Below are 17,417 nucleotides of genomic sequence, written 5' to 3' on the forward strand. Positions count from 1 at the left end.
AGGCGGCGGGGCCGTCAGGCGATCCCCGCCTCCTTCATCTGCCGCAACTCCTTTTTCATCTCGGACACCTCGTCACGCAGACGGGCCGCGATCTCGAACTGGAGGTCGGCCGCCGCGGCGCGCATCCGTTCCGTCAGGTCCTCGATCTGCTGGGCGAGCTCGGCCGCGGGGCGGTCGGTCGGCACGGCGTCCTTGGCCTTGGCGGACTTGGCGGCGCGGGTCGCCTTGGCGCCCAGTGCGGGCACCGGGGCCTTGGCTCCCTTGCCGTCCTTCGTCTTGCGGTAGCCGGAGCCGAGCAGTTGCTCGGTGTCGACGTCCTCGCGGGCGATCTGCGCGACGATGTCGTTGATCTTCTTACGGAGGGGCTGCGGATCGATGCCCCGCTCCGTGTTGTAGGCGATCTGCTTCTCCCGGCGGCGGTTGGTCTCCTCGATGGCCTTCTCCATGGCCGGGGTGATCCTGTCCGCGTACATGTGGACCTGGCCGGAGACATTGCGCGCCGCGCGGCCGATGGTCTGGATCAGGGAGGTCCCCGAGCGCAGGAAGCCCTCCTTGTCGGCGTCGAGGATCGCCACCAGGGAGACCTCGGGAAGGTCGAGGCCCTCGCGCAGCAGGTTGATGCCGACCAGGACGTCGAACTCGCCGGCACGCAGTTCGCGCAGCAGCTCGACGCGGCGCAGGGTGTCGACGTCGCTGTGCAGATAGCGCACCTGGATGCCCAGTTCCAGGAAGTAGTCCGTGAGGTCCTCGGCCATCTTCTTGGTGAGCGTGGTGACCAGGACGCGCTCGTCCTTCTCGGTGCGCTGCCGGATCTCGTGCACCAGGTCGTCGATCTGGCCCTCGGTGGACTTGACGACCACCTGGGGGTCGATCAGGCCGGTGGGACGGATGATCTGCTCGACGTGGCCGTCCGAGCGGGAGAGCTCGTAGTTGCCCGGGGTCGCGGAGAGGTAGACGGTCTGGCCGATGCGCTGCTGGAACTCCTCCCACTTCAGGGGGCGGTTGTCCAGGGCGGAGGGCAGCCGGAAGCCGTGGTCGACGAGAGTGCGCTTGCGGGAGGCGTCGCCCTCGTACATCGCGCCGATCTGCGGCACGGTGACGTGCGACTCGTCGATGACGAGCAGGAAGTCGTCCGGGAAGTAGTCGATCAGTGTGTTCGGCGGGGAGCCGGGTTCACGGCCGTCGAAATGCATCGAGTAGTTCTCGACCCCGGAGCAGGAGCCGATCTGGCGGAGCATCTCGATGTCGTACGTCGTCCGCATGCGCAGGCGCTGGGCCTCCAGGAGCTTGCTCTGCTTCTCCAGTTCGGCGAGGCGCTCCCCCAGCTCCTTCTCGATGTCGTTGACGGCGCGTTCCATGCGCTCGGGACCGGCGACGTAGTGGGACGCGGGGAAGACGTAGATCTGGTCGTCGTCGCTGATGACCTCGCCGGTGAGCGGGTGCAGCGTGGACAGGGCCTCGATCTCGTCGCCGAACATCTCGATGCGGACCGCGAGCTCCTCGTAGACCGGGAAGATCTCGATGGTGTCGCCGCGGACCCGGAAGGTGCCGCGGGCGAAGGCGACGTCGTTGCGGGTGTACTGGATGTCGACGAAGCGGCGCAGCAGGGCGTCCCGGTCGATCTCGTCGCCGACCTTGAGGTTGACCATCCGGTCCACGTACTCCTGCGGAGTACCGAGACCGTAGATGCAGGACACCGACGCGACCACGACGACATCGCGGCGGGTCAGCAGCGAGTTGGTCGCGGAGTGGCGCAGGCGCTCCACCTCCTCGTTGATCGAGGAGTCCTTCTCGATGTAGGTGTCCGACTGCGGGACGTAGGCCTCGGGCTGGTAGTAGTCGTAGTACGACACGAAGTATTCGACCGCGTTGTTCGGCAGCAGCTCACGGAACTCGTTGGCCAGCTGGGCGGCCAGCGTCTTGTTCGGCGCCATGACGAGCGTGGGGCGCTGGAGCTTCTCGATCATCCACGCGGTGGTGGCGGACTTGCCGGTGCCGGTCGCGCCCAGCAGGACGACATCCTTCTCACCTGCGCGGATGCGCTTCTCCAGGTCGGCGATGGCCGTGGGCTGGTCACCGCTCGGCTGAAAGTGGCTGATGACCTCGAAGGGCGCCACCGAACGTTCGATCTTGGATACTGGCCGCATGGATCCACCGTACGACCCCGCACTGACAACCGGGCCGGATCACCTGCTCTGCGGGGTCCTCGAGCGGCGGTAGGCGCGTTCCCGCACGGGGCGGACGGCCGGACGGCGGCCGGTGTGCACGGGGCCGGGGTGGGCCGGGACGCCCGGACGCCGGATCTCCGCGGGGCGCCGGTCGGGCTTGCCCACGATCATCTGCGGATCGAACACCACGACGACGCCCGCCAGACAGAGGAGGGCCAGGGGGCCGATCATCATGGGCGCGAGCAGTGAGGCCGCCGAGTCCCCGGCGGGGCTGCCGTCGGCGGGGCCGTGCAGATGCACGCTGAGCGCCGCCATGCCCGTGTAGTGCATGCCGCTGACGGCCAGCCCCATGACGAGGCTCGCACCCACGCTCCAGAGGAATCCACGCACTTGCCCGGCGGCCCAGAGGGCGGCGATGGCGGCCACGACGGCGATGACGACCGAGGCGGAGACGGTGAGGGTGTTGTAGGCGAGCTTCCCGTTGAGCCGCATCCCGGCCATGCCCAGGTAGTGCATCGAGGCGATGCCCAGGCCGGTGACGGTCCCTCCGGTGAAGAGCGCGGTCCCGGTCGCCCCCTGGTAGCCGACGATGAAGATCCCGGCGCCGACCATCAGGACCGCGACGCCCAGGCTCGCGAACGTCGTCGGCCGGTCGTAGTGGACGGGGCTCTCCTCGACCGTGAAACCCATCATCGCGATGAAGTGCATCGTCCAGATGCCGGAGGCGATCGCGACCGAGCCGAGGGCGAGCCAGCCGGCCCGCCAGGAACCGCCGACGAGCATGGACCTGGCGGTGCAGCGCAGGCCCAGCGCCCCGCCCAGGCAGGCCATGAAATACGCCACCAGCGGTGTGACGAGTCCGTAGGTGAAGCCGTCGACCGTGCCTTGCATGCGCGGCTGCCTTTCCCGCCCTGTTACTCCTGGAACTGTCCGAAACACCCCCGCGGCCCCGACCGCCGGAGCGGACCGGGTTGAGGCAGAGAGTACGACCCCACCGGAATGGTCGAACGATAATCCTGCAAACAATCACGACCTCTCCCCAGTTGTGCGGTGGCAGCGAGCGGACTTGGACAACTCCATTCAATCCGCGGCCATCTCCCTTCCCCCCTGTGTCGACTCTCTGCTGTCAATCTTGTGCTGTCCGTGATCGTCCGACGCGAGGAGAACGCATGCACGCGCGCGTTGCCGCCGCCACGACCGCCGCGCTTCTCGGGGGAGCCGTTCTGATACTGCCCGGCCCGCACGCCAAGGCCGGCGGCCGGACCACGGCACCGCTGGTCGTCGCCCACCGCGGCGCCTCGGCCTACGCTCCGGAGAACACGCTGGCCGCCGTCGACCGGGCGGCCGAGCTGGGGTTCGAATGGGTCGAGAACGACGTCCAGCGCACCCTCGACGGCCAGTTGGTCGTCCTCCACGACGCCTCACTGGAGCGCACGACCGACGTCGAGGCGGTCTATCCCGGCCGGAGCCCCTGGAAGGTCAAGGACTTCACCACGGCCGAGATCGCCCGTCTGGATGCCGGGAGCTGGTTCGGCCCTCGGTTCGCGGGCGCGAAGGTTCCGACGCTGTGGGAGTACATGGATCGCGTCTCGCGCAACCATCAGAAACTCGTCCTGGAGATCAAGAACCCTGAGCTGTATCCGGGCATCGAGCGGCAGACGCTCAGGCTCCTGAACAACCAGGGCTGGCTGGATCCGGTGCATCTGCGGGACAGGCTGATCGTCCAGAGCTTCAGCGCGGACAGTGTGCGGACCGTGCACCGGCTGCGGCCCGGCATCACGACGGCCTTCCTGGGGACGCCTCCGGTCGCGCGGCTGCCCTGGTACGCGCGGTTCGCCGACCAGATCAACTCCGATCACCGCTCGCTCTCGTCCGGCTACGTCTCGGCGGTCCACGCGCTCCACGGCCCGCACGGCCCGCTGAAGGTCTTCGCCTGGACCGTGGACGACGCGGCCACCGCGCGGAGCCTGGCGGCCTTCGGCACGGACGGCGTCATCACGAACACGCCCGACGTGATCCGCGCGGCCCTGCCCTAGCAGGCCACCACCCGGGGTGCGGACGGTTCCGGGTGTGCCCGGGCGTTGTCAGTGGCGGGCCGTACGGTGGATCGCATGAACAGCCACGGGCGGTACGAGCAGCAGATCGTGTGGTCCGTCGTCGGCACGGACATCGGTCCGCTGCTCCTCGCCGCGACGCCCCACGGCCTGGTCAATGTCGTCTTCCACGCCTCGGACACGGTGCGCGACAAGGCGCTCGGCCGGCTCGCGTCCCGACTGGGCTCCGAGCCGGTCGAGGCGCCCGGGTCCCCTCTGCTGGCCGAGGCGATACGCCAGGTCGAGGCGTACTTCGCGGGCGAGCGGCACGATTTCGACCTGCCGCTCGACTGGTCGCTGATCTCGGGGTTCAACCGCCAGGTGCTGCGTGAGCTGAACTCGGGCGTCCCGTTCGGTTCCGTCGTGGCCTACGGCGACCTGGCGGGGCGGGTGGGCGCGCCCGGAGCGGCCCAGGCCGTGGGGGTGGCCATGGGCTCGAATCCACTGCCGGTCGTGGTGCCCTGCCACCGGGTGGTCGAGAGCGACGGCGGCATCGGCGGCTTCGGGGGCGGTCTGGAGACCAAGCGGAAACTGCTGGCCCTCGAAGGCGTCCTCCCGGAACCGCTGTTCTGAGGTCGCCGCGAGGGCCGGCGGCAAAGGGTGCGGTGGAGTGTCCGGTCCGCCGATCCTCAGAGACTGATGTGGTACGCCTTGCGCAGCGTCTCGTGGACGGTCCACGTCGTGCGGTCGCCCTCGCGCAGGAACGCCGCGTCGCCGGGACCCACCTCGATGACGTCGCCGCCCTCCACCTCGATGGTGGCGCGGCCGCTGACGACCACGAACAGTTCGTCGGCCTCGGTGTCGGTCACCACGCCGGGCGTGATCTGCCAGATGCCGCGCAGCTGCTTGCCGTCGGCGGACTCCCACAGCACCTTGCCCGTCACGGCGGGGTCGCCGGAGACGATCTGGGCCGGGTCCAGCGGCTCGGGTTCGAGTTCGGCGTCGGGAATGTGCACGGCGAACGACGGCGTGGCCTGGGAGTACATGGTCATGAGCGGACACCCTAAGGGCTCGCCCTCCACCCGGTGCGCCGAGGGTCGCCCCGCCCGGCCGTATCGAAACCGGTTCGAAGGTCCGCTCCCGCGCGTGTGGAGTGCCCCCTTTTTTCCCGGGGTGGAGGAGGCACCCGACGGCCGTTTCGTGGAAGTCGGCCGAGGCGGCCGGATCGCCTGTCCGCACGACGACATGGCCGAGTCGTGGCGAGTTGTCCGCCGTACCCTCCGGGGCGAGTGCCGTACGACGCGGGTCGCAAGGGTTTGGCCGGGCGCGCCGCTCGCCAGAGATCAGGGAGGAACGTCGACCGGCAACAGGAGGCAGGCGCGTGATCGTGACGTCCGAAGAGGTGCGGGAGGCGCTCGACGCGCGTCGGCCGGTGGTGGCCCTGGAGTCCACGATCATCGCCCACGGGCTGCCGCGCCCGCGCAATCTGCAGGTCGCCCTCGAACTGGAGGACGTGGTCCGCGAGGAGGGCGCCGTTCCCGCGACGATCGCCGTGCTCGACGGCCGGCCTCACGTGGGCCTGGACAAGGGCCAGCTGGAGCGGGTCGCGAACGAGGACGGCATCCGCAAGCTGGGCCACCGTGACCTGCCGCTCGCGGTGGCCGCGGGGGCGAGCGGGGCGACGACCGTGTCCGCGACCGCACTTCTGGCGGCCCGCGCGGGGGTGCGGGTGTTCGCGACGGGAGGGCTCGGCGGTGTCCACCGCGAGTGGACGGTGACCCAGGACGAGTCCGCCGATCTGGGCCTGTTGGCACGTACCCGGATCACGGTGGTGTGCGCCGGGGTCAAGTCGATCCTGGACGTGCCCGCGACACTGCAGCGCCTGGAGACGCTGGGCGTGGCGGTGGCCGGGTACGGCACGGACCGGTTCCCCGGCTTCTATCTGTCCGACTCGGGGCACTCCGTGGACTGGACCCTCGACTCTCCCGAGCAGGTCGCGGAGGTGATGCGTGCCCAGGACGCGCTGCACGCCCCCGACTCGTCGCTGGTCGTCGCGAACCCCGTACCCGAGGAGGAGCAGCTCGATCCCGTGCTGCACGCGCGCGTGCTCGCCGAGGCGCTGCGCGCGTGCGAGTCGGAGGGTGTGACCGGACAGGCGGTGACGCCGTTCCTGCTCTCCTATCTGGTCCGGCACACGGACGGCGCCTCACTCGCCGCCAATCTGGCGGCGGTTCGCGGCAACGTGCGCCTCGCGGGACGGATCGCGGCGGCCTGGGCGGGGGCGTGAGCGACACGGCCCGGGGCGTCCAGGCCGGCGGTGGCGAGGCTGCTGACCTAGGCGGCCTCGCCGAAGGCGCTCTGCTCGTCGTCGGGGACGTGGTCACGGATGTCGTCGCCCGGCATCGCGGACCGCTGGCGGCCGGCACCGACACGGTCGCCGCCATCCGGACCGTGCCGGGCGGCGCGGGCGCCAATGTCGCGTGCTGGGCCGTGCACGAAGGCTGTGCCGACGTACGGCTGCTCGGCCGGGTGGGCATCGACGCCGCCGCGTGGCACGAACGCGAACTGGCGGCGAGCGGCGTGCGGCCTCTCCTGGTGGCGGATCCGAAGGTACCGACCGGGACGGTGGTCTGCCTGGTGGACGGCGGTGCGTCGGCGGAGCGTACGTTCCTCACGGACAGCGGGGCGTCACTGCGGCTGGCACCGGGCGACTGGTCGCCCTCGCTGCTCGACGGGGTCGCGCGGCTGCACCTGTCGGGCTACCTGTTCTTCTCCGGGCCGAGCCGGGCTCTGGTGTCCGCGGTGCTGGAGTCGACGCGGGCGCGTGGTGTGCCGGTGAGCGTCGACCCGGCGTCGGCGGGATTCCTCACCGAGCTGGGCGTGGACCGATTTCTCGAACTCTGCGCGGGCGTGGACGTCCTGCTGCCCAGCCGTGACGAGGCGTGTCTGCTGACCGGGCTGCCCGATCCGGCCGACGCGGCCGCCAAGCTGAGCCGCCATTTCCCCCTGGTCGTCGCCAAGCTGGGCAGTGACGGCGCCGTGGTCGCCCGTTCCGGATCCGTCCGGGCCCATGTCCCGGCGCTGCGGGCGACGCCGCGGGACACGACGGGCGCCGGGGACGCGTTCACCGGCGCGTTCCTCGCGGCACTGCTCATGGGCGCCGGCCCCGAAGAGGCGGCGGGGGCAGGGTGCGCGGCCGGGGCGAAGGCGGTGGAACGGGTCGGCGGACGGCCGCCCACGGGAAGTGCCGGGCGAGGCGAAGGGGAGACACGCGGCCGCTGAACGCCTCGGCCACGCGACGACGTACACGTGCGGCCGACCGGGCCCGCCGTCGTCGCCCTCGCTCAGTTCTTGCGCCCCCAGGCCGAGATCATCGGCGCGGTCGCCAGGTCCATGGACCCGGTGGCGACGTTCGCGAGGTGCTGGTCGATCTCCTCCTGGGTCGCCAGGCCCGCGGTGACGAGCTGGTCGCGGATCTGACGGACCGTGGCGGACTCCAGGGCCTCGCAGGCGGGTGAGGTGACGGGGAAGTACGCGTCGGCCTCCACACCCCGCAGCCCCGCGTCCCGGAGCAGCCTCGGGAGCTTGCGTCCGTAGGCGAGATCGGCACCGCGATCGGCGAGCAGTGAGCGAAAGCCCTGGCGCAGCCGGTTCGCGAGCTTCTGCTCGGGGCCGTACTCCTCGGGGCAGAGCAGCGGCTGCAGGGCGGGATCCGCGTCCTCGACGAGGATCCTGCCGCCGGGCCGCAGGGCTTTGACCATCGACCGCAACGCGCGCTCCCGGTCAGGCACATGAACCAGTACGAGCCGGGCGTGCACAAGGTCGAAACCCTCCCCCGGCGGTTCCTCGGCACCCACGTCGTGGACGCGGACCTCGACGGGCGAGCGTGCCACGGAGGCCGCCCACGAGGTGTCGATGTCGGTGGCGACGACCTTCCCCGTCGGCCCCACCTTCTTGGCCAGCCAGGACACGACGGACGTGCCCCCCGCCCCGACCTCCCAGCAGCGCCAGCCGGACCCGACGCCGAAGCGCTCCAAGTGCCGGAACGTCGTGGGGTCGAAGAGAGTGGCGAGGGCCTCGAAACGCCGGCCCGCCTCCGTCTGCTGGTTGTCGAGGAGATACCCGTCGGCTCGCGTCATGAGGAGATCATCCCAGTCGACCTGCTCATCGCGGATCGTCGACGCTCCCGTCGTCGGCACGGACGTCGCGCGAGGGGGCCGTCCCGCCGCGTCCGTCCGAGCCGTCCGCACACCGGAACGGAATGCTCCGTTCCCACAGGTTTTTCCGGTGTCCGACCAGGCCTGGCACACTGGCGTGCCAGGCGCAGAGTGCGGCCCGGGGAGATCCACGCGAGGAGATCCAGATGTCCATGGCAGGGAATTTGCGGAGGGTGACGGCTCTCGGCGCGGTCGACGGTCTTCGCAGAGTGGCACGGCTGACACGGCGGAGCCGCCGTGTCGACCTGAGTCACCCCGCCCGGTCCCCGCTGGGCTCCTCGGTGGTGAACTGTGTGGCGTACCGGGACGGCGTGCGCATCCCCGAGGGCCGCGATCTGGTGGACACCGTGCAGCGGATCCGCAAGCGCGACGACGGATTCGTCTGGCTCGGGCTGCACGAACCGACCGACGTCGAGTTCGCGGGCATCGCGGAGCTCTTCGACCTGCATCCCCTGGCCGTCGAGGACGCGGTGGAGGCTCATCAGCGTCCGAAGCTGGAGCGGTACGGCGACACGCTGTTCGCGGTGTTCAAAACGGTCTGCTACGTGGAGCACAAGGAGTTGACGGCGAACAGTGAGGTGGTGAACACCGGCGAGATCATGGTGTTCGTCGGTCCGGACTTCGTCATCACCGTGCGGCACGGACGCCACGGATCCCTGGGCCCGCTGCGCGAGGAGCTGGAGTCCGACGCGCAGCAGCTGTCCAAGGGGCCGGCCGCGGTCCTGCACGCGGTCGCGGACCATGTGGTCGACGAGTTCGTGAGCGTCGCGGACTCCGTCCAGGCGGACATCGACCAGGTCGAGGCCGACGTGTTCGCCCCGAACGGCGCACGCGCCGACGCGGGCCGCATCTACCAGCTCAAGCGTGAACTCCTCGAACTGAAGCGGTCCGTGGTCCCGCTCGCCCGGCCCGTCCAGGAGCTGGCGACCCGGCCGACCCGCGTGGTCGACCCGGAGATACAGGCGTACTTCCGTGACGTCTCCGACCACCTGCTGCGGGTCACCGAGCAGATAGCCGCCTTCGACGAACTGCTCAACTCGATCCTGCAGGCGCATCTCGCGCAGGTGACGGTGGCGCAGAACGAGGACATGCGGAAGATCACGGCATGGGCGGCGGTCATCGCCGTCCCCACCATGGTCTGCGGCGTCTACGGCATGAACTTCGACAACATGCCCGAACTGCACTGGAGGTTCGGTTACCCCATCGTCATCGGCGCCATATCCGTCGGCTGCTTCATCCTCTACCGAGGGTTCCGGCGCAACGGCTGGCTCTGACACCGGCCTCGCCGGAACGTCCGGCCGGTCGGTCGCGGTGGTGCCGACGGCCGGAGGACCGTCCGGTCATCCCGTCGCGCTGCCCGCGCCCCTCGCGTAGACACTCTCGACCCACGCGGCGAGTTGTTCGTCGCTCAGGTGCTGGGCGAGGTCGGCCTCGCTGATCATGCCGACCAGTCGTTTGTCCTCGATCACCGGAAGCCGGCGGATCTGGTGCCCCTTCATCTCCTGGAGCACTTCACCGACATCGGCGCCCGCGTCGATCCAACGCGGTGTGCCCTTGGCCATCTCACCCGCGGTGACCTGCGCGGGGTCATGGCCCATGGCCACACAGCCGACGACGATGTCGCGGTCCGTGAGGATGCCGCAGAGGCGTTCGTCCTGGTCGCTGATGGGCAGCGCGCCCACGTTGAGCTCGCGCATCAGCTGGGCGGCGCGGTCCAGGGTCTCGTGGGCGGGGATCCACTGGGCACCACGGTGCATGATGTCTCCGGCGGTGGTCATGAAGTACCTCCCGGTGCCGGACGGCCGGCGCGGCGCGGAACACACCGCTAGTCCCGGCGCCCTATATTCTCGCCGCGCCCTAGGGGCCACGCACCTGGAGATCCGTGGATCCGGGCCCCGGTCAGCCGTTCCAGGCCGGGTGGCGGGGGTCGTCCGCCCGTACCAGGACGTCGGCGGCGGCGTCCGGACCCACCTCCCTCTCGTAGAGGGCGAACGCGGGCAGGGTCCAGTGATCCGCCTCGGGAGTACGGCGGCGGAGGGCACCCGGAGAAAGGAGTACGTGGACGCTGAGGTCGAACGGGAACCAGTGCCGCAGCAGGAGGGGGCCGTGGAGCAACAGGATTCCACCGGGCGGGAGTTGGACGTACGGACTGCGGGTCGCCCGGTCGGTGACGGGGTCCCGGAGGTCGGGCAGGACCCTGCCGTCGCCGCCGGGTTCGAGGGGGCCGAAGACCTCGCGCCACAGGGCGCCGGTGTCGAACCAGCCGTCGTAGTAGGCCTCGACGTCCTGGTGACCGTGTTCGAGCCGGAGCGACGCGGGACGCAGGAAGTCCTGCGTGCCGACGACCAGCGAGGGACGGCCGCGTACCCGCAGCGCCTCGAAGACGCGCCGGGCGAGCTCGCCGGTGCCGGCGGCCGGCGCTCCGTCGAAGGCGACGCGTGGCCAGGGGCTGCCGTCCTGCGGTTTCAGGTCGAGCAGACGATCGGCGAGGTGGTCGCCGAGCCGTTCCCAGGTGATCGCTTCGAGTCGCACAGGCCCCATGATGCCGCGCGCGTGAGGGGACCCGGCCGGTGCGTCGGGCCGCGAGCGGACGGGGAGGGCAGCGGGCCGCCGGGGCGTGCGTCATACACGGGTATCGCCCGACGACGTAGATGCGGTACCCGTCCGGGGAAGGAACCGCGTATGGCACCGATCGCTGAGCCCCCGCGCCGGAACGGACTTCTCGTCGTCCAGCCGCTCAGGAAGCGGCACTGCGTCGAGTGCCGGAGCGGGCCGCTCCCGCTGCTGGTGCTGGAGGAGGGGGCGCCCCGGTGTCTGGACTGCGCGGACCTCGGACACCTGGTGTTCCTGCCGCGCGGCGACACGGCGCTGACCCGCAGATCGCGGGAGGGCAGCACGCTGTCGGCGGTGGTGGTGCGGTTCAACCGGCGGCGGGGGCGCTACGAGCGGCAGGGCGTCATGGTCGAGGAGGCGGCGCTCGCCCTGGCCGAGGAACGGTGCCTGGCGGACGCGGAGGCACGGCGGCGACGCCGGGCACGGGACGCGCGGCGCCGGGAGGCGGAGGACGTCCGCTTCACGGAGGCGTTCGCGCGGGAGATATCCCGGCTGTTCCCGGCCTGTCCGGCCGACCGGGCACGAGCGATCGCCGCACACGCCTCGGTACGCGGCAGCGGGCGGGTCGGGCGCAGCTCGGCGGGCCGCGCGCTGTCCGAGGCGGCGGTGACCGCGGCGGTCCGCGCGTCGGTACGGCACACGGAGACCCCGTACGACCATCTGCTGATGAGTGGCGTCTCGCGTCACGAGGCACGCCGCCGGATCGCGGCGACGGTGGACACGAGGCTCTGGGAATGGCGCGACGGCATCACCGCACAGGCGTGAGCGAAGGGGCACCCCGGTGCGGGCGCGGGTGTACGAGCGAGGGCGGGGGAAACGCGGGAAGGCTCGGAGGCTCGCGCGGGGTAAGAGCCAGGCACGGGCGAAGGGTTCACGCGGGTGCGATCGGACGGCCGGCAACCGTCCCGGGGCGTCGGCTGCCGTGCGATCGGACGGCCGGCAACCGTCCCGGGGCGTCGGCTGCCGTGCGATCGGATGGCCGGCGGGCGTCGCGGGGCGGTCGGCGGCGATGCGAGGAGACGGTGGGCGGGCGTCGCGGGGCGGTCGGCCGGGGCGTGAGGGGACGGTGGGCGGGCGGGCGGAGACGGTCGCGCATGGGTGTGCGGCGCTCGGCCATGGCCGTTGCCGGCGTGGGGGATTTCGCTTGAGATGACGGCCGGCACTGTGCAGGATCTTGGCTCCGGCCGGTTCGACACGGGAGTGGACATGATCGATGGACCGTATTTCGTGCTGACCCTGCTGGGAGTGCTCGGCTGTGGGCTGACGGCCGGGGTGTTCTGCGGCTTCTCGACCTTCGTGATGAGAGCCCTCGCCCAGCTGCCACCGTCGCAGGGAGTCGCCGCGATGAACGCGATCAACGTCGCCGCGGTCCGTCCCCCGTTCATGGTGGTGTTCATCGGGTCGGCGGTACTGAGCTCGGTGCTGGCGGTGGTGACGTTCGTGCTGCTGCCGGACGACGGGACGGTGGAGTTGCTGCTCGGCAGCGCGCTGTATCTGTTCGGGGCGTTCGGGGTGACGATCGCGGCGAACGTCCCACGCAACGACGCGCTGCTGAAGCTGGACCCCGAGACCCCGGAGGCCGCCGCCTACTGGCCCGTGTTCGTGCGCCAGTGGACGATGTGGAACCACGTCCGCACCGTCGCCTCGGCCGCGGCCGCGGTGTCCTACGCGCTCGCCCTCGCCTGAGCCCTGCGCCCCTCTCCCGCCCCGGTGCGTCGCGCCGCCCCGCCCACGACCGCCCGGGTCCTAGTCCTCGGCTCGCTGTCGTCCGGATCCGGGTCCTCGGCCCGTTGCCGTCCGGGGCGGCGGCGGGTGCGCGGGCGACGTATCGTGGCTGGAAAGGAGTGCTGCCCGGATTCCGTGGCCGAGGACGGCCCATGTCCGTGCGGCTGTACCCCCTCGTACGCGTCCATGAGGGAGACGGCCATGGCCGATCCCAAGGGTTTCTTGACCACACCACGCCAGGAGTATCCGCGCCGGCCGATCCCGGAGCGGGTACGGGACTGGAACGAGGTGTACGTTCCCGGAAGCCTGCTGCCGATCATCGAGAAACAGGCCGACCGCTGCATGGACTGCGGCATCCCCTTCTGTCACGACGCGTGTCCCCTGGGCAATCTGATCCCCGAGTGGAACGACCTCGTCTCGCGCGACGACTGGCGGGCGGCGAGCGACCGGCTGCACGCCACGAACAACTTCCCCGAGTTCACCGGGCGGTTGTGCCCCGCTCCGTGCGAGGCGGGCTGTGTGCTGGCGATCAACCAGCCGGCGGTCACCATCAAGAACGTCGAGGTCGCCATCGCCGACCGCGCCTGGGAGGACGGGTTCACACCGCCGAGTCCGCCGGACCGCCTCTCGGGGCGGACGGTCGCGGTCGTCGGGTCGGGGCCCACCGGGCTCGCCGCGGCACAGCAGTTGACCCGGGCCGGTCATACGGTGGCCGTGTACGAACGAGCGGACCGGATCGGCGGTCTGCTGCGGTACGGCATCCCCGCGTTCAAGATGGAGAAGCGGCATCTGGACCGCCGGCTGGCCCAGATGCGAGCGGAGGGAACCAAGTTCCGCACGTCGACGGCGATCGGAACCGACATCGGGGCCGCCGAGCTCAAGGCCCGCTACGACGCCGTGATTCTGGCGCTCGGCGCCACCGCCTGGCGCGAACTGGACGTACCCGGCAGACAGTTGTCCGGCATCCATCAGGCGATGGAGTACCTCCCACTGGCCGACCGGGTGTGCGAGGGGGATCTGGAGGTCTCCCCGTTGTCCGCGGCGGGCAGGCACGTGGTGATCGTCGGCGGCGGTGACACCGGCGCCGACTGTCTGGGGACCGCGGTGCGCGAGGGCGCCGCCTCCGTGACCCAGCTCGACATCTATCCGCAGCCGGAGGCCGAGCGCGACGATGACGCCGAGCCGTGGCCGACGTATCCGAAGATCTACCGGCTCTCCGCCGCGCACGAGGAAGCCGGCGCGCTGGGCACGGCCCCCGCCGCCGACGCGGACGCCCGGCTCTTCGCAGCGTCCACCCTCCGGTTCGAGGGGGACGCGGACGGCCGGGTGCGCTCGCTGCGTCTCGTCGAGGTCGACGAGGGGCGCCGCCCGATCCCCGACTCCGCGCGGACCCTGCCCGCCGACCTCGTCCTGCTCGCCCTCGGCTTCTCCGGCCCGGACCCGCACGACGGTGTGATCGACCAGCTGAGGCTGGAACTCGAACCGCGCGGCACGATCGCCCGCGGCGCCGACTTCGGCACGAACGTTCCCGGGGTGTACGCGGCGGGGGACGCGGCGCGCGGGCAGTCGCTGGTGGTGTGGGCCATCGCCGAGGGCCGGGCGGTCGCCGCGGCGGTGGACCGGGCGCTCAGCGGGGCGGCCCGCTCGCGTCTGCCGGCACCGATCGGACCGTACGACCGCCCCATGACCGCGTAGCACGGGCCGCGCACGCGGACCGTCGCGCCGGTCGCGCCTTCGGACCGTGGCGCCTTGAGCGGCCTACGGTCTGCGTGCCACCGCTCCGTATCCCGGGATGGTCCCGTCGTCCTGACCCGGGACCGGTTCACCTGGTTCCGGGTGCCGCTCGTGGACCACCGCGACGCCCGGCTCGACCAGGTCGAGGCCGCCGAGATGCCAGTCGTACGTCCGTGCCGGATGCGGTTTACCGGTGTCCGTTCCGGTCGGGGGCTGCCCGGTCATGACGGTCTCCGTAAGTCCGCGCCGTGGTAAGTGATCAGCTCAGAGCCAAATTCAGGGAAGTCGTGGAAAACAGAAAGCAAGTCGTTCAGGAGAGAAGGAAGTCCGCCTCTCCCGCTTTCGCACCCTCGATGAAAGCGGTCATCTCGCCGGGCGTGTAGATGAGGGCGGGACCGTCCGGGTCCGCCGACTGGCGTACGGCGATACGGCCGTCGGCGAGTTTCATCGCCTCCAGGCAGTTGCCGCCGTTGCCTCCGCTCCACGGTTTGTGCCAGCCCTCGCTGCCCAGTTCACGGGCGGGCATTCCGTTGTAGATGCGCACGTTGCCTATTCGCGGGTTGATGCGTTCCGGCGTGACGCGTTCCATTCACAGCTCCTTGCGGAGATCCCGGAGGATCTCCTTCGTGCGATGTGCCGTAGCGGCTTGGGCCGCCATGCGGTCCATGACCTCCAGGTGGGTCGCCACCTCGGAACGCGCGTCCAGGTAGACAGCGCCGGTCAGGTACTCGCTGTAGACCATGTCCGGGAGTTCCGGCATGGCGAATCGGAACAGCACGAAGGGCCCGTACGTGCCGGGATGCGGACCCGAGGAGAACGGGATCACCTGCAACGTCACATGGGGCAGCTTCGTGGCCTGAAGCAACTTGTCGATCTGGGCGCGCATCACCTCGGGGCCGCCGATGGTGCGGCGCAGCACCGTCTCGTCCATCACCACCCAGATCCGGGGCGCGTCCTCGCGCGTGAGCAGGTTCTGGCGCTGCATGCGCAGCGCGACATGACGCTCGATGTCCTCGGGCCTGGTCTGCCCGATGGCTCCGGCCTTCAGGACGCCGCGCGCGTAGTCCTCGGTCTGCAACAGGCCCGGAACGAAGTGCGGTTCGTAGGAGCGCAGCAGGGAGGCGGCGCCTTCCAGGCTGACGTGCATGGAGAACCAGTCGGGCAGGATGTCGTGGAACCGCTGCCACCAGCCGGGCTTGTTGGCGTCCTCCGCGAGCCGGACGAAGGCTTCGGCCTCCTGGTCACCGACGCCGTACGACTTCAACAGGAGCTGGAGGTACGGGATCTTGAGGGAGACCTCGGCCATCTCCATCCGGCGGACCGTCGCGGGGGCGACACGCAGGATCCGCGCGGCCTCCTCACGCTTGAGACCCGCGCGTTCCCGCAGGTCCAGCAGTCGCCGTCCGAGAACGACCTGGCCGACCGTCGGCGCGGACCGCGGTTCGCTCACGTCCCACCTCCACTGAGTCCGGGCAGCCCGTTCGGCGCCGTCCGGGTTCTTCCTCGTCCGCCTCGACGATCCCAACTGGCGCCGCTTCGCTAGCTGTTGCCAGCAGTGTGCCACGCGCCCCCACAGCGTCACACGGCACTCTGCATTTTTCAGAGTGAGTCTTGCCAAGTGTTCGCGGCGACGCGATAGTGGCAAGCGTGATTCCGTCCGCGCCGTTAGGAACAGACGCCGCCGAAGACCGGTCCGGTCTCCGTGCCGCCATGGGGCAGCGCCCCCACGCGGCCGCCGAGCGCCGGTTCCGCTTCGAGTTGGCCGCACACCCGGGCTCCGTGGCACAGGCGAGACGCCTGGCCCGGTCCCGCCTGGCCGGCTGGGCGGTGTGCGAGGACACCTGTGACACGGCGACCCTCGTGGTCTCGGAACTGGTCACCAACGCGATCGTCCATGCCGCCGGGCAACGCGTGATCTGCGAACTGCGCGACGCCGACGACGTGGTGCGCATAGCCGTGTGCGACGAGGGGTGCGCTCCTGGCGAGCCGCATCCCTCTCCTCAGCGGCCCGACGAGGAGCACGGGAGGGGATTGCTTCTCGTCGCGGCAGTGTCCAGGGCCTGGGGGGCCCAGGACACCGGGCCCGGTCTGCTGGTGTGGGCGGAGATCCCGCGCTCGGCAGACCGGGCCGAAAACACCGGGCGCGAACCGGGTTCGCCCGAAGCGGGCACCGGCCCGCGGGCGGACCTCGGCTGGAGCGCGAAGAAGCCCCCGAACGACGGTCGGGGCACCGGAGCGGAGGGATCCTGGGGGGCGGGAACCGTGGGGAACCCCCAGCCTCCCTCCGTCCGGAACGGGAACGGCGACGGGGATCGGCGGCGGGACGGGGATCCCTGTGGGGACGGGGATCCACGTCGGAACGGCGATCCCCGTCAGGCTGGGGAACCGGGTCGGGAGCACAACCAGGAACAGGATCGGGATCGGGATCGGGATCGGGATCGGGAGAGCCTGTGAGCCGTACGTCTGCGGCGGGGCCCGCGGCGCGGGCCCTGAGCCTGGACACGCTGGTCCGCGTGAGCCGCGGACGGCGACAGCCCGGGCCGCCGAGGCGTCTCCCCGTTCCCGAGGGCATGCACGTGCCGCTGGGCTGCGACGCGGTGTCGGTGCCGGCCCGCTTCGGCCCGTTGCTGCTGTCGCGACTGCCTCGCGTGGGCTGCGTCTACGCCGACGGGGCTCACTGGTGGTGGATCGTTCCCTCCGACTCCGATGTCGCCCTGGAGTGGCCGACGCCCGCCCACTACGTCACGGGGGCGGTCGTGCCGGACGCACCTCGGATTCCCGGGCTCATCCACAAACCGGATGGCACGCTTCCGTATACCCCGCCGATCCCCTTGTATCTGGCGGTGTGCCAGGTCACGGGCACGACACCCGCCTGGTCACGTCCGGTCAGCGCGTGAGGCTCCTTTCGCGACCGCCGGCACCGAAGC

General features: G+C 70.8%; 18 protein-coding genes and 1 pseudogene. 10 read left to right on the plus strand and 9 right to left on the minus strand.

Going from position 1 to position 17,417, the window contains the following annotated elements; genetic code table 11:
- Positions 1-14: 14 nt before the first annotated feature.
- Complete coding sequence (gene uvrB, locus ACFYW9_RS36430) at positions 15-2,147, minus strand: excinuclease ABC subunit UvrB (RefSeq protein ID WP_351872978.1); 2,133 nt, start codon at positions 2,145-2,147, stop codon at positions 15-17.
- 39 nt (positions 2,148-2,186) lie between these two features.
- Positions 2,187-3,059 carry an MHYT domain-containing protein gene (locus ACFYW9_RS36435; RefSeq protein ID WP_351872980.1) on the minus strand — a complete coding sequence of 291 codons (873 nt, stop codon included), beginning with the start codon at positions 3,057-3,059 and terminating at the stop codon, positions 2,187-2,189.
- Positions 3,060-3,337: 278 nt separating this feature from the next.
- Here ACFYW9_RS36435 and ACFYW9_RS36440 point away from each other — a divergent pair, with 278 nt between their 5' ends.
- Together ACFYW9_RS36440 and ACFYW9_RS36445 are read left to right on the plus strand one after the other, a co-directional pair.
- A complete protein-coding gene (locus ACFYW9_RS36440; protein WP_389159401.1) occupies positions 3,338-4,204 on the plus strand; it encodes a glycerophosphodiester phosphodiesterase in 867 nt (288 codons plus the stop codon).
- Positions 4,205-4,279: 75 nt separating this feature from the next.
- Positions 4,280-4,834, plus strand: a complete 555-nt coding sequence (locus ACFYW9_RS36445; protein WP_389159402.1) for a methylated-DNA--[protein]-cysteine S-methyltransferase — start codon at positions 4,280-4,282, stop codon at positions 4,832-4,834.
- 56 nt (positions 4,835-4,890) lie between these two features.
- On the opposite strand, the gene ACFYW9_RS36450 is transcribed toward ACFYW9_RS36445, so the two are convergent.
- A complete protein-coding gene (locus ACFYW9_RS36450; protein WP_351872989.1) occupies positions 4,891-5,253 on the minus strand; it encodes a cupin domain-containing protein in 363 nt (120 codons plus the stop codon).
- Positions 5,254-5,582: 329 nt separating this feature from the next.
- On the opposite strand from ACFYW9_RS36450, the gene ACFYW9_RS36455 reads away from it, so the two are divergent.
- Complete coding sequence (locus ACFYW9_RS36455) at positions 5,583-6,488, plus strand: pseudouridine-5'-phosphate glycosidase (protein ID WP_389159403.1); 906 nt, start codon at positions 5,583-5,585, stop codon at positions 6,486-6,488.
- A 71-nt stretch (positions 6,489-6,559) separates the two neighbouring features.
- Positions 6,560-7,483: a carbohydrate kinase family protein gene (locus ACFYW9_RS36460; RefSeq protein ID WP_389159419.1), complete on the plus strand. Its 924-nt coding sequence runs from the start codon at positions 6,560-6,562 to the stop codon at positions 7,481-7,483.
- Between the two features lie 62 nt (positions 7,484-7,545).
- On the opposite strand, the gene ACFYW9_RS36465 is transcribed toward ACFYW9_RS36460, so the two are convergent.
- A complete protein-coding gene (locus ACFYW9_RS36465; protein ID WP_351872993.1) occupies positions 7,546-8,340 on the minus strand; it encodes a methyltransferase domain-containing protein in 795 nt (264 codons plus the stop codon).
- A 224-nt stretch (positions 8,341-8,564) separates the two neighbouring features.
- On the opposite strand from ACFYW9_RS36465, the gene ACFYW9_RS36470 reads away from it, so the two are divergent.
- Positions 8,565-9,692, plus strand: a complete 1,128-nt coding sequence (locus ACFYW9_RS36470) for a magnesium and cobalt transport protein CorA (RefSeq protein WP_389159404.1) — start codon at positions 8,565-8,567, stop codon at positions 9,690-9,692.
- A gap of 66 nt (positions 9,693-9,758) precedes the next feature.
- On the opposite strand, the gene ACFYW9_RS36475 is transcribed toward ACFYW9_RS36470, so the two are convergent.
- Positions 9,759-10,196, minus strand: a complete 438-nt coding sequence (locus ACFYW9_RS36475) for a CBS domain-containing protein (protein ID WP_326788422.1) — start codon at positions 10,194-10,196, stop codon at positions 9,759-9,761.
- Positions 10,197-10,317: 121 nt separating this feature from the next.
- The gene (locus ACFYW9_RS36480) at positions 10,318-10,959 is read right to left on the minus strand and encodes a uridine kinase (protein ID WP_351872999.1); all 642 of its coding nucleotides are present in this window, start codon (positions 10,957-10,959) and stop codon (positions 10,318-10,320) included.
- A 141-nt stretch (positions 10,960-11,100) separates the two neighbouring features.
- On the opposite strand from ACFYW9_RS36480, the gene ACFYW9_RS36485 reads away from it, so the two are divergent.
- From ACFYW9_RS36485 to ACFYW9_RS36495, 3 genes are all read left to right on the plus strand, one after another.
- Positions 11,101-11,796 carry a DUF2293 domain-containing protein gene (locus ACFYW9_RS36485; protein WP_389159405.1) on the plus strand — a complete coding sequence of 232 codons (696 nt, stop codon included), beginning with the start codon at positions 11,101-11,103 and terminating at the stop codon, positions 11,794-11,796.
- A 441-nt stretch (positions 11,797-12,237) separates the two neighbouring features.
- A complete protein-coding gene (locus tag ACFYW9_RS36490; RefSeq protein WP_351873005.1) occupies positions 12,238-12,717 on the plus strand; it encodes an anthrone oxygenase family protein in 480 nt (159 codons plus the stop codon).
- 240 nt (positions 12,718-12,957) lie between these two features.
- The gene (locus ACFYW9_RS36495; RefSeq protein WP_389159406.1) at positions 12,958-14,451 is read left to right on the plus strand and encodes a glutamate synthase subunit beta; all 1,494 of its coding nucleotides are present in this window, start codon (positions 12,958-12,960) and stop codon (positions 14,449-14,451) included.
- A 63-nt stretch (positions 14,452-14,514) separates the two neighbouring features.
- Here the strand turns inward: ACFYW9_RS36495 and ACFYW9_RS36500 are convergent.
- The 3 genes and pseudogenes from ACFYW9_RS36500 to ACFYW9_RS36510 form a co-directional block, all read right to left on the minus strand.
- Positions 14,515-14,640: pseudogene (locus tag ACFYW9_RS36500) on the minus strand (SAM-dependent methyltransferase); the annotation flags it as partial.
- Between the two features lie 160 nt (positions 14,641-14,800).
- Positions 14,801-15,079 carry a DUF397 domain-containing protein gene (locus ACFYW9_RS36505; RefSeq protein ID WP_326788416.1) on the minus strand — a complete coding sequence of 93 codons (279 nt, stop codon included), beginning with the start codon at positions 15,077-15,079 and terminating at the stop codon, positions 14,801-14,803.
- On the minus strand, positions 15,080-15,940 hold the full coding sequence (locus ACFYW9_RS36510) for a helix-turn-helix transcriptional regulator (RefSeq protein WP_328453649.1): 861 nt from the start codon (positions 15,938-15,940) through the stop codon (positions 15,080-15,082). It lies immediately after the preceding gene.
- A gap of 188 nt (positions 15,941-16,128) precedes the next feature.
- Between ACFYW9_RS36510 and ACFYW9_RS36515 the strand changes: the two genes are divergently transcribed.
- Together ACFYW9_RS36515 and ACFYW9_RS36520 are read left to right on the plus strand one after the other, a co-directional pair.
- Positions 16,129-16,944: an ATP-binding protein gene (locus ACFYW9_RS36515; protein WP_389159407.1), complete on the plus strand. Its 816-nt coding sequence runs from the start codon at positions 16,129-16,131 to the stop codon at positions 16,942-16,944.
- A complete protein-coding gene (locus ACFYW9_RS36520; RefSeq protein WP_389159408.1) occupies positions 16,941-17,387 on the plus strand; it encodes a hypothetical protein in 447 nt (148 codons plus the stop codon). Before ACFYW9_RS36515 ends, ACFYW9_RS36520 begins: the two co-directional genes overlap by 4 nt.
- The last annotated feature ends 30 nt before the right edge of the window (positions 17,388-17,417 follow it).

It is taken from the genome of Streptomyces sp. NPDC002698, from assembly GCF_042888945.1.
Lineage (GTDB): Bacteria > Actinomycetota > Actinomycetes > Streptomycetales > Streptomycetaceae > Streptomyces.

What these genes read in the sequence shown, in the direction of transcription:
- uvrB (WP_351872978.1), bottom strand. Translation starts at nt 2,147, where the DNA reads ATGCGGCCAGTATCCAAGATCGAACGTTCGGTGGCGCCCTTCGAGGTC.
- ACFYW9_RS36435 (WP_351872980.1), bottom strand. Translation starts at nt 3,059, where the DNA reads ATGCAAGGCACGGTCGACGGCTTCACCTACGGACTCGTCACACCGCTG.
- ACFYW9_RS36440 (WP_389159401.1), top strand. Translation starts at nt 3,338, where the DNA reads ATGCACGCGCGCGTTGCCGCCGCCACGACCGCCGCGCTTCTCGGGGGA.
- ACFYW9_RS36445 (WP_389159402.1), top strand. Translation starts at nt 4,280, where the DNA reads ATGAACAGCCACGGGCGGTACGAGCAGCAGATCGTGTGGTCCGTCGTC.
- ACFYW9_RS36450 (WP_351872989.1), bottom strand. Translation starts at nt 5,253, where the DNA reads ATGACCATGTACTCCCAGGCCACGCCGTCGTTCGCCGTGCACATTCCC.
- ACFYW9_RS36465 (WP_351872993.1), bottom strand. Translation starts at nt 8,340, where the DNA reads ATGACGCGAGCCGACGGGTATCTCCTCGACAACCAGCAGACGGAGGCG.
- ACFYW9_RS36470 (WP_389159404.1), top strand. Translation starts at nt 8,565, where the DNA reads ATGTCCATGGCAGGGAATTTGCGGAGGGTGACGGCTCTCGGCGCGGTC.
- ACFYW9_RS36475 (WP_326788422.1), bottom strand. Translation starts at nt 10,196, where the DNA reads ATGACCACCGCCGGAGACATCATGCACCGTGGTGCCCAGTGGATCCCC.
- ACFYW9_RS36480 (WP_351872999.1), bottom strand. Translation starts at nt 10,959, where the DNA reads ATGGGGCCTGTGCGACTCGAAGCGATCACCTGGGAACGGCTCGGCGAC.
- ACFYW9_RS36485 (WP_389159405.1), top strand. Translation starts at nt 11,101, where the DNA reads ATGGCACCGATCGCTGAGCCCCCGCGCCGGAACGGACTTCTCGTCGTC.
- ACFYW9_RS36490 (WP_351873005.1), top strand. Translation starts at nt 12,238, where the DNA reads ATGATCGATGGACCGTATTTCGTGCTGACCCTGCTGGGAGTGCTCGGC.
- ACFYW9_RS36495 (WP_389159406.1), top strand. Translation starts at nt 12,958, where the DNA reads ATGGCCGATCCCAAGGGTTTCTTGACCACACCACGCCAGGAGTATCCG.
- ACFYW9_RS36505 (WP_326788416.1), bottom strand. Translation starts at nt 15,079, where the DNA reads ATGGAACGCGTCACGCCGGAACGCATCAACCCGCGAATAGGCAACGTG.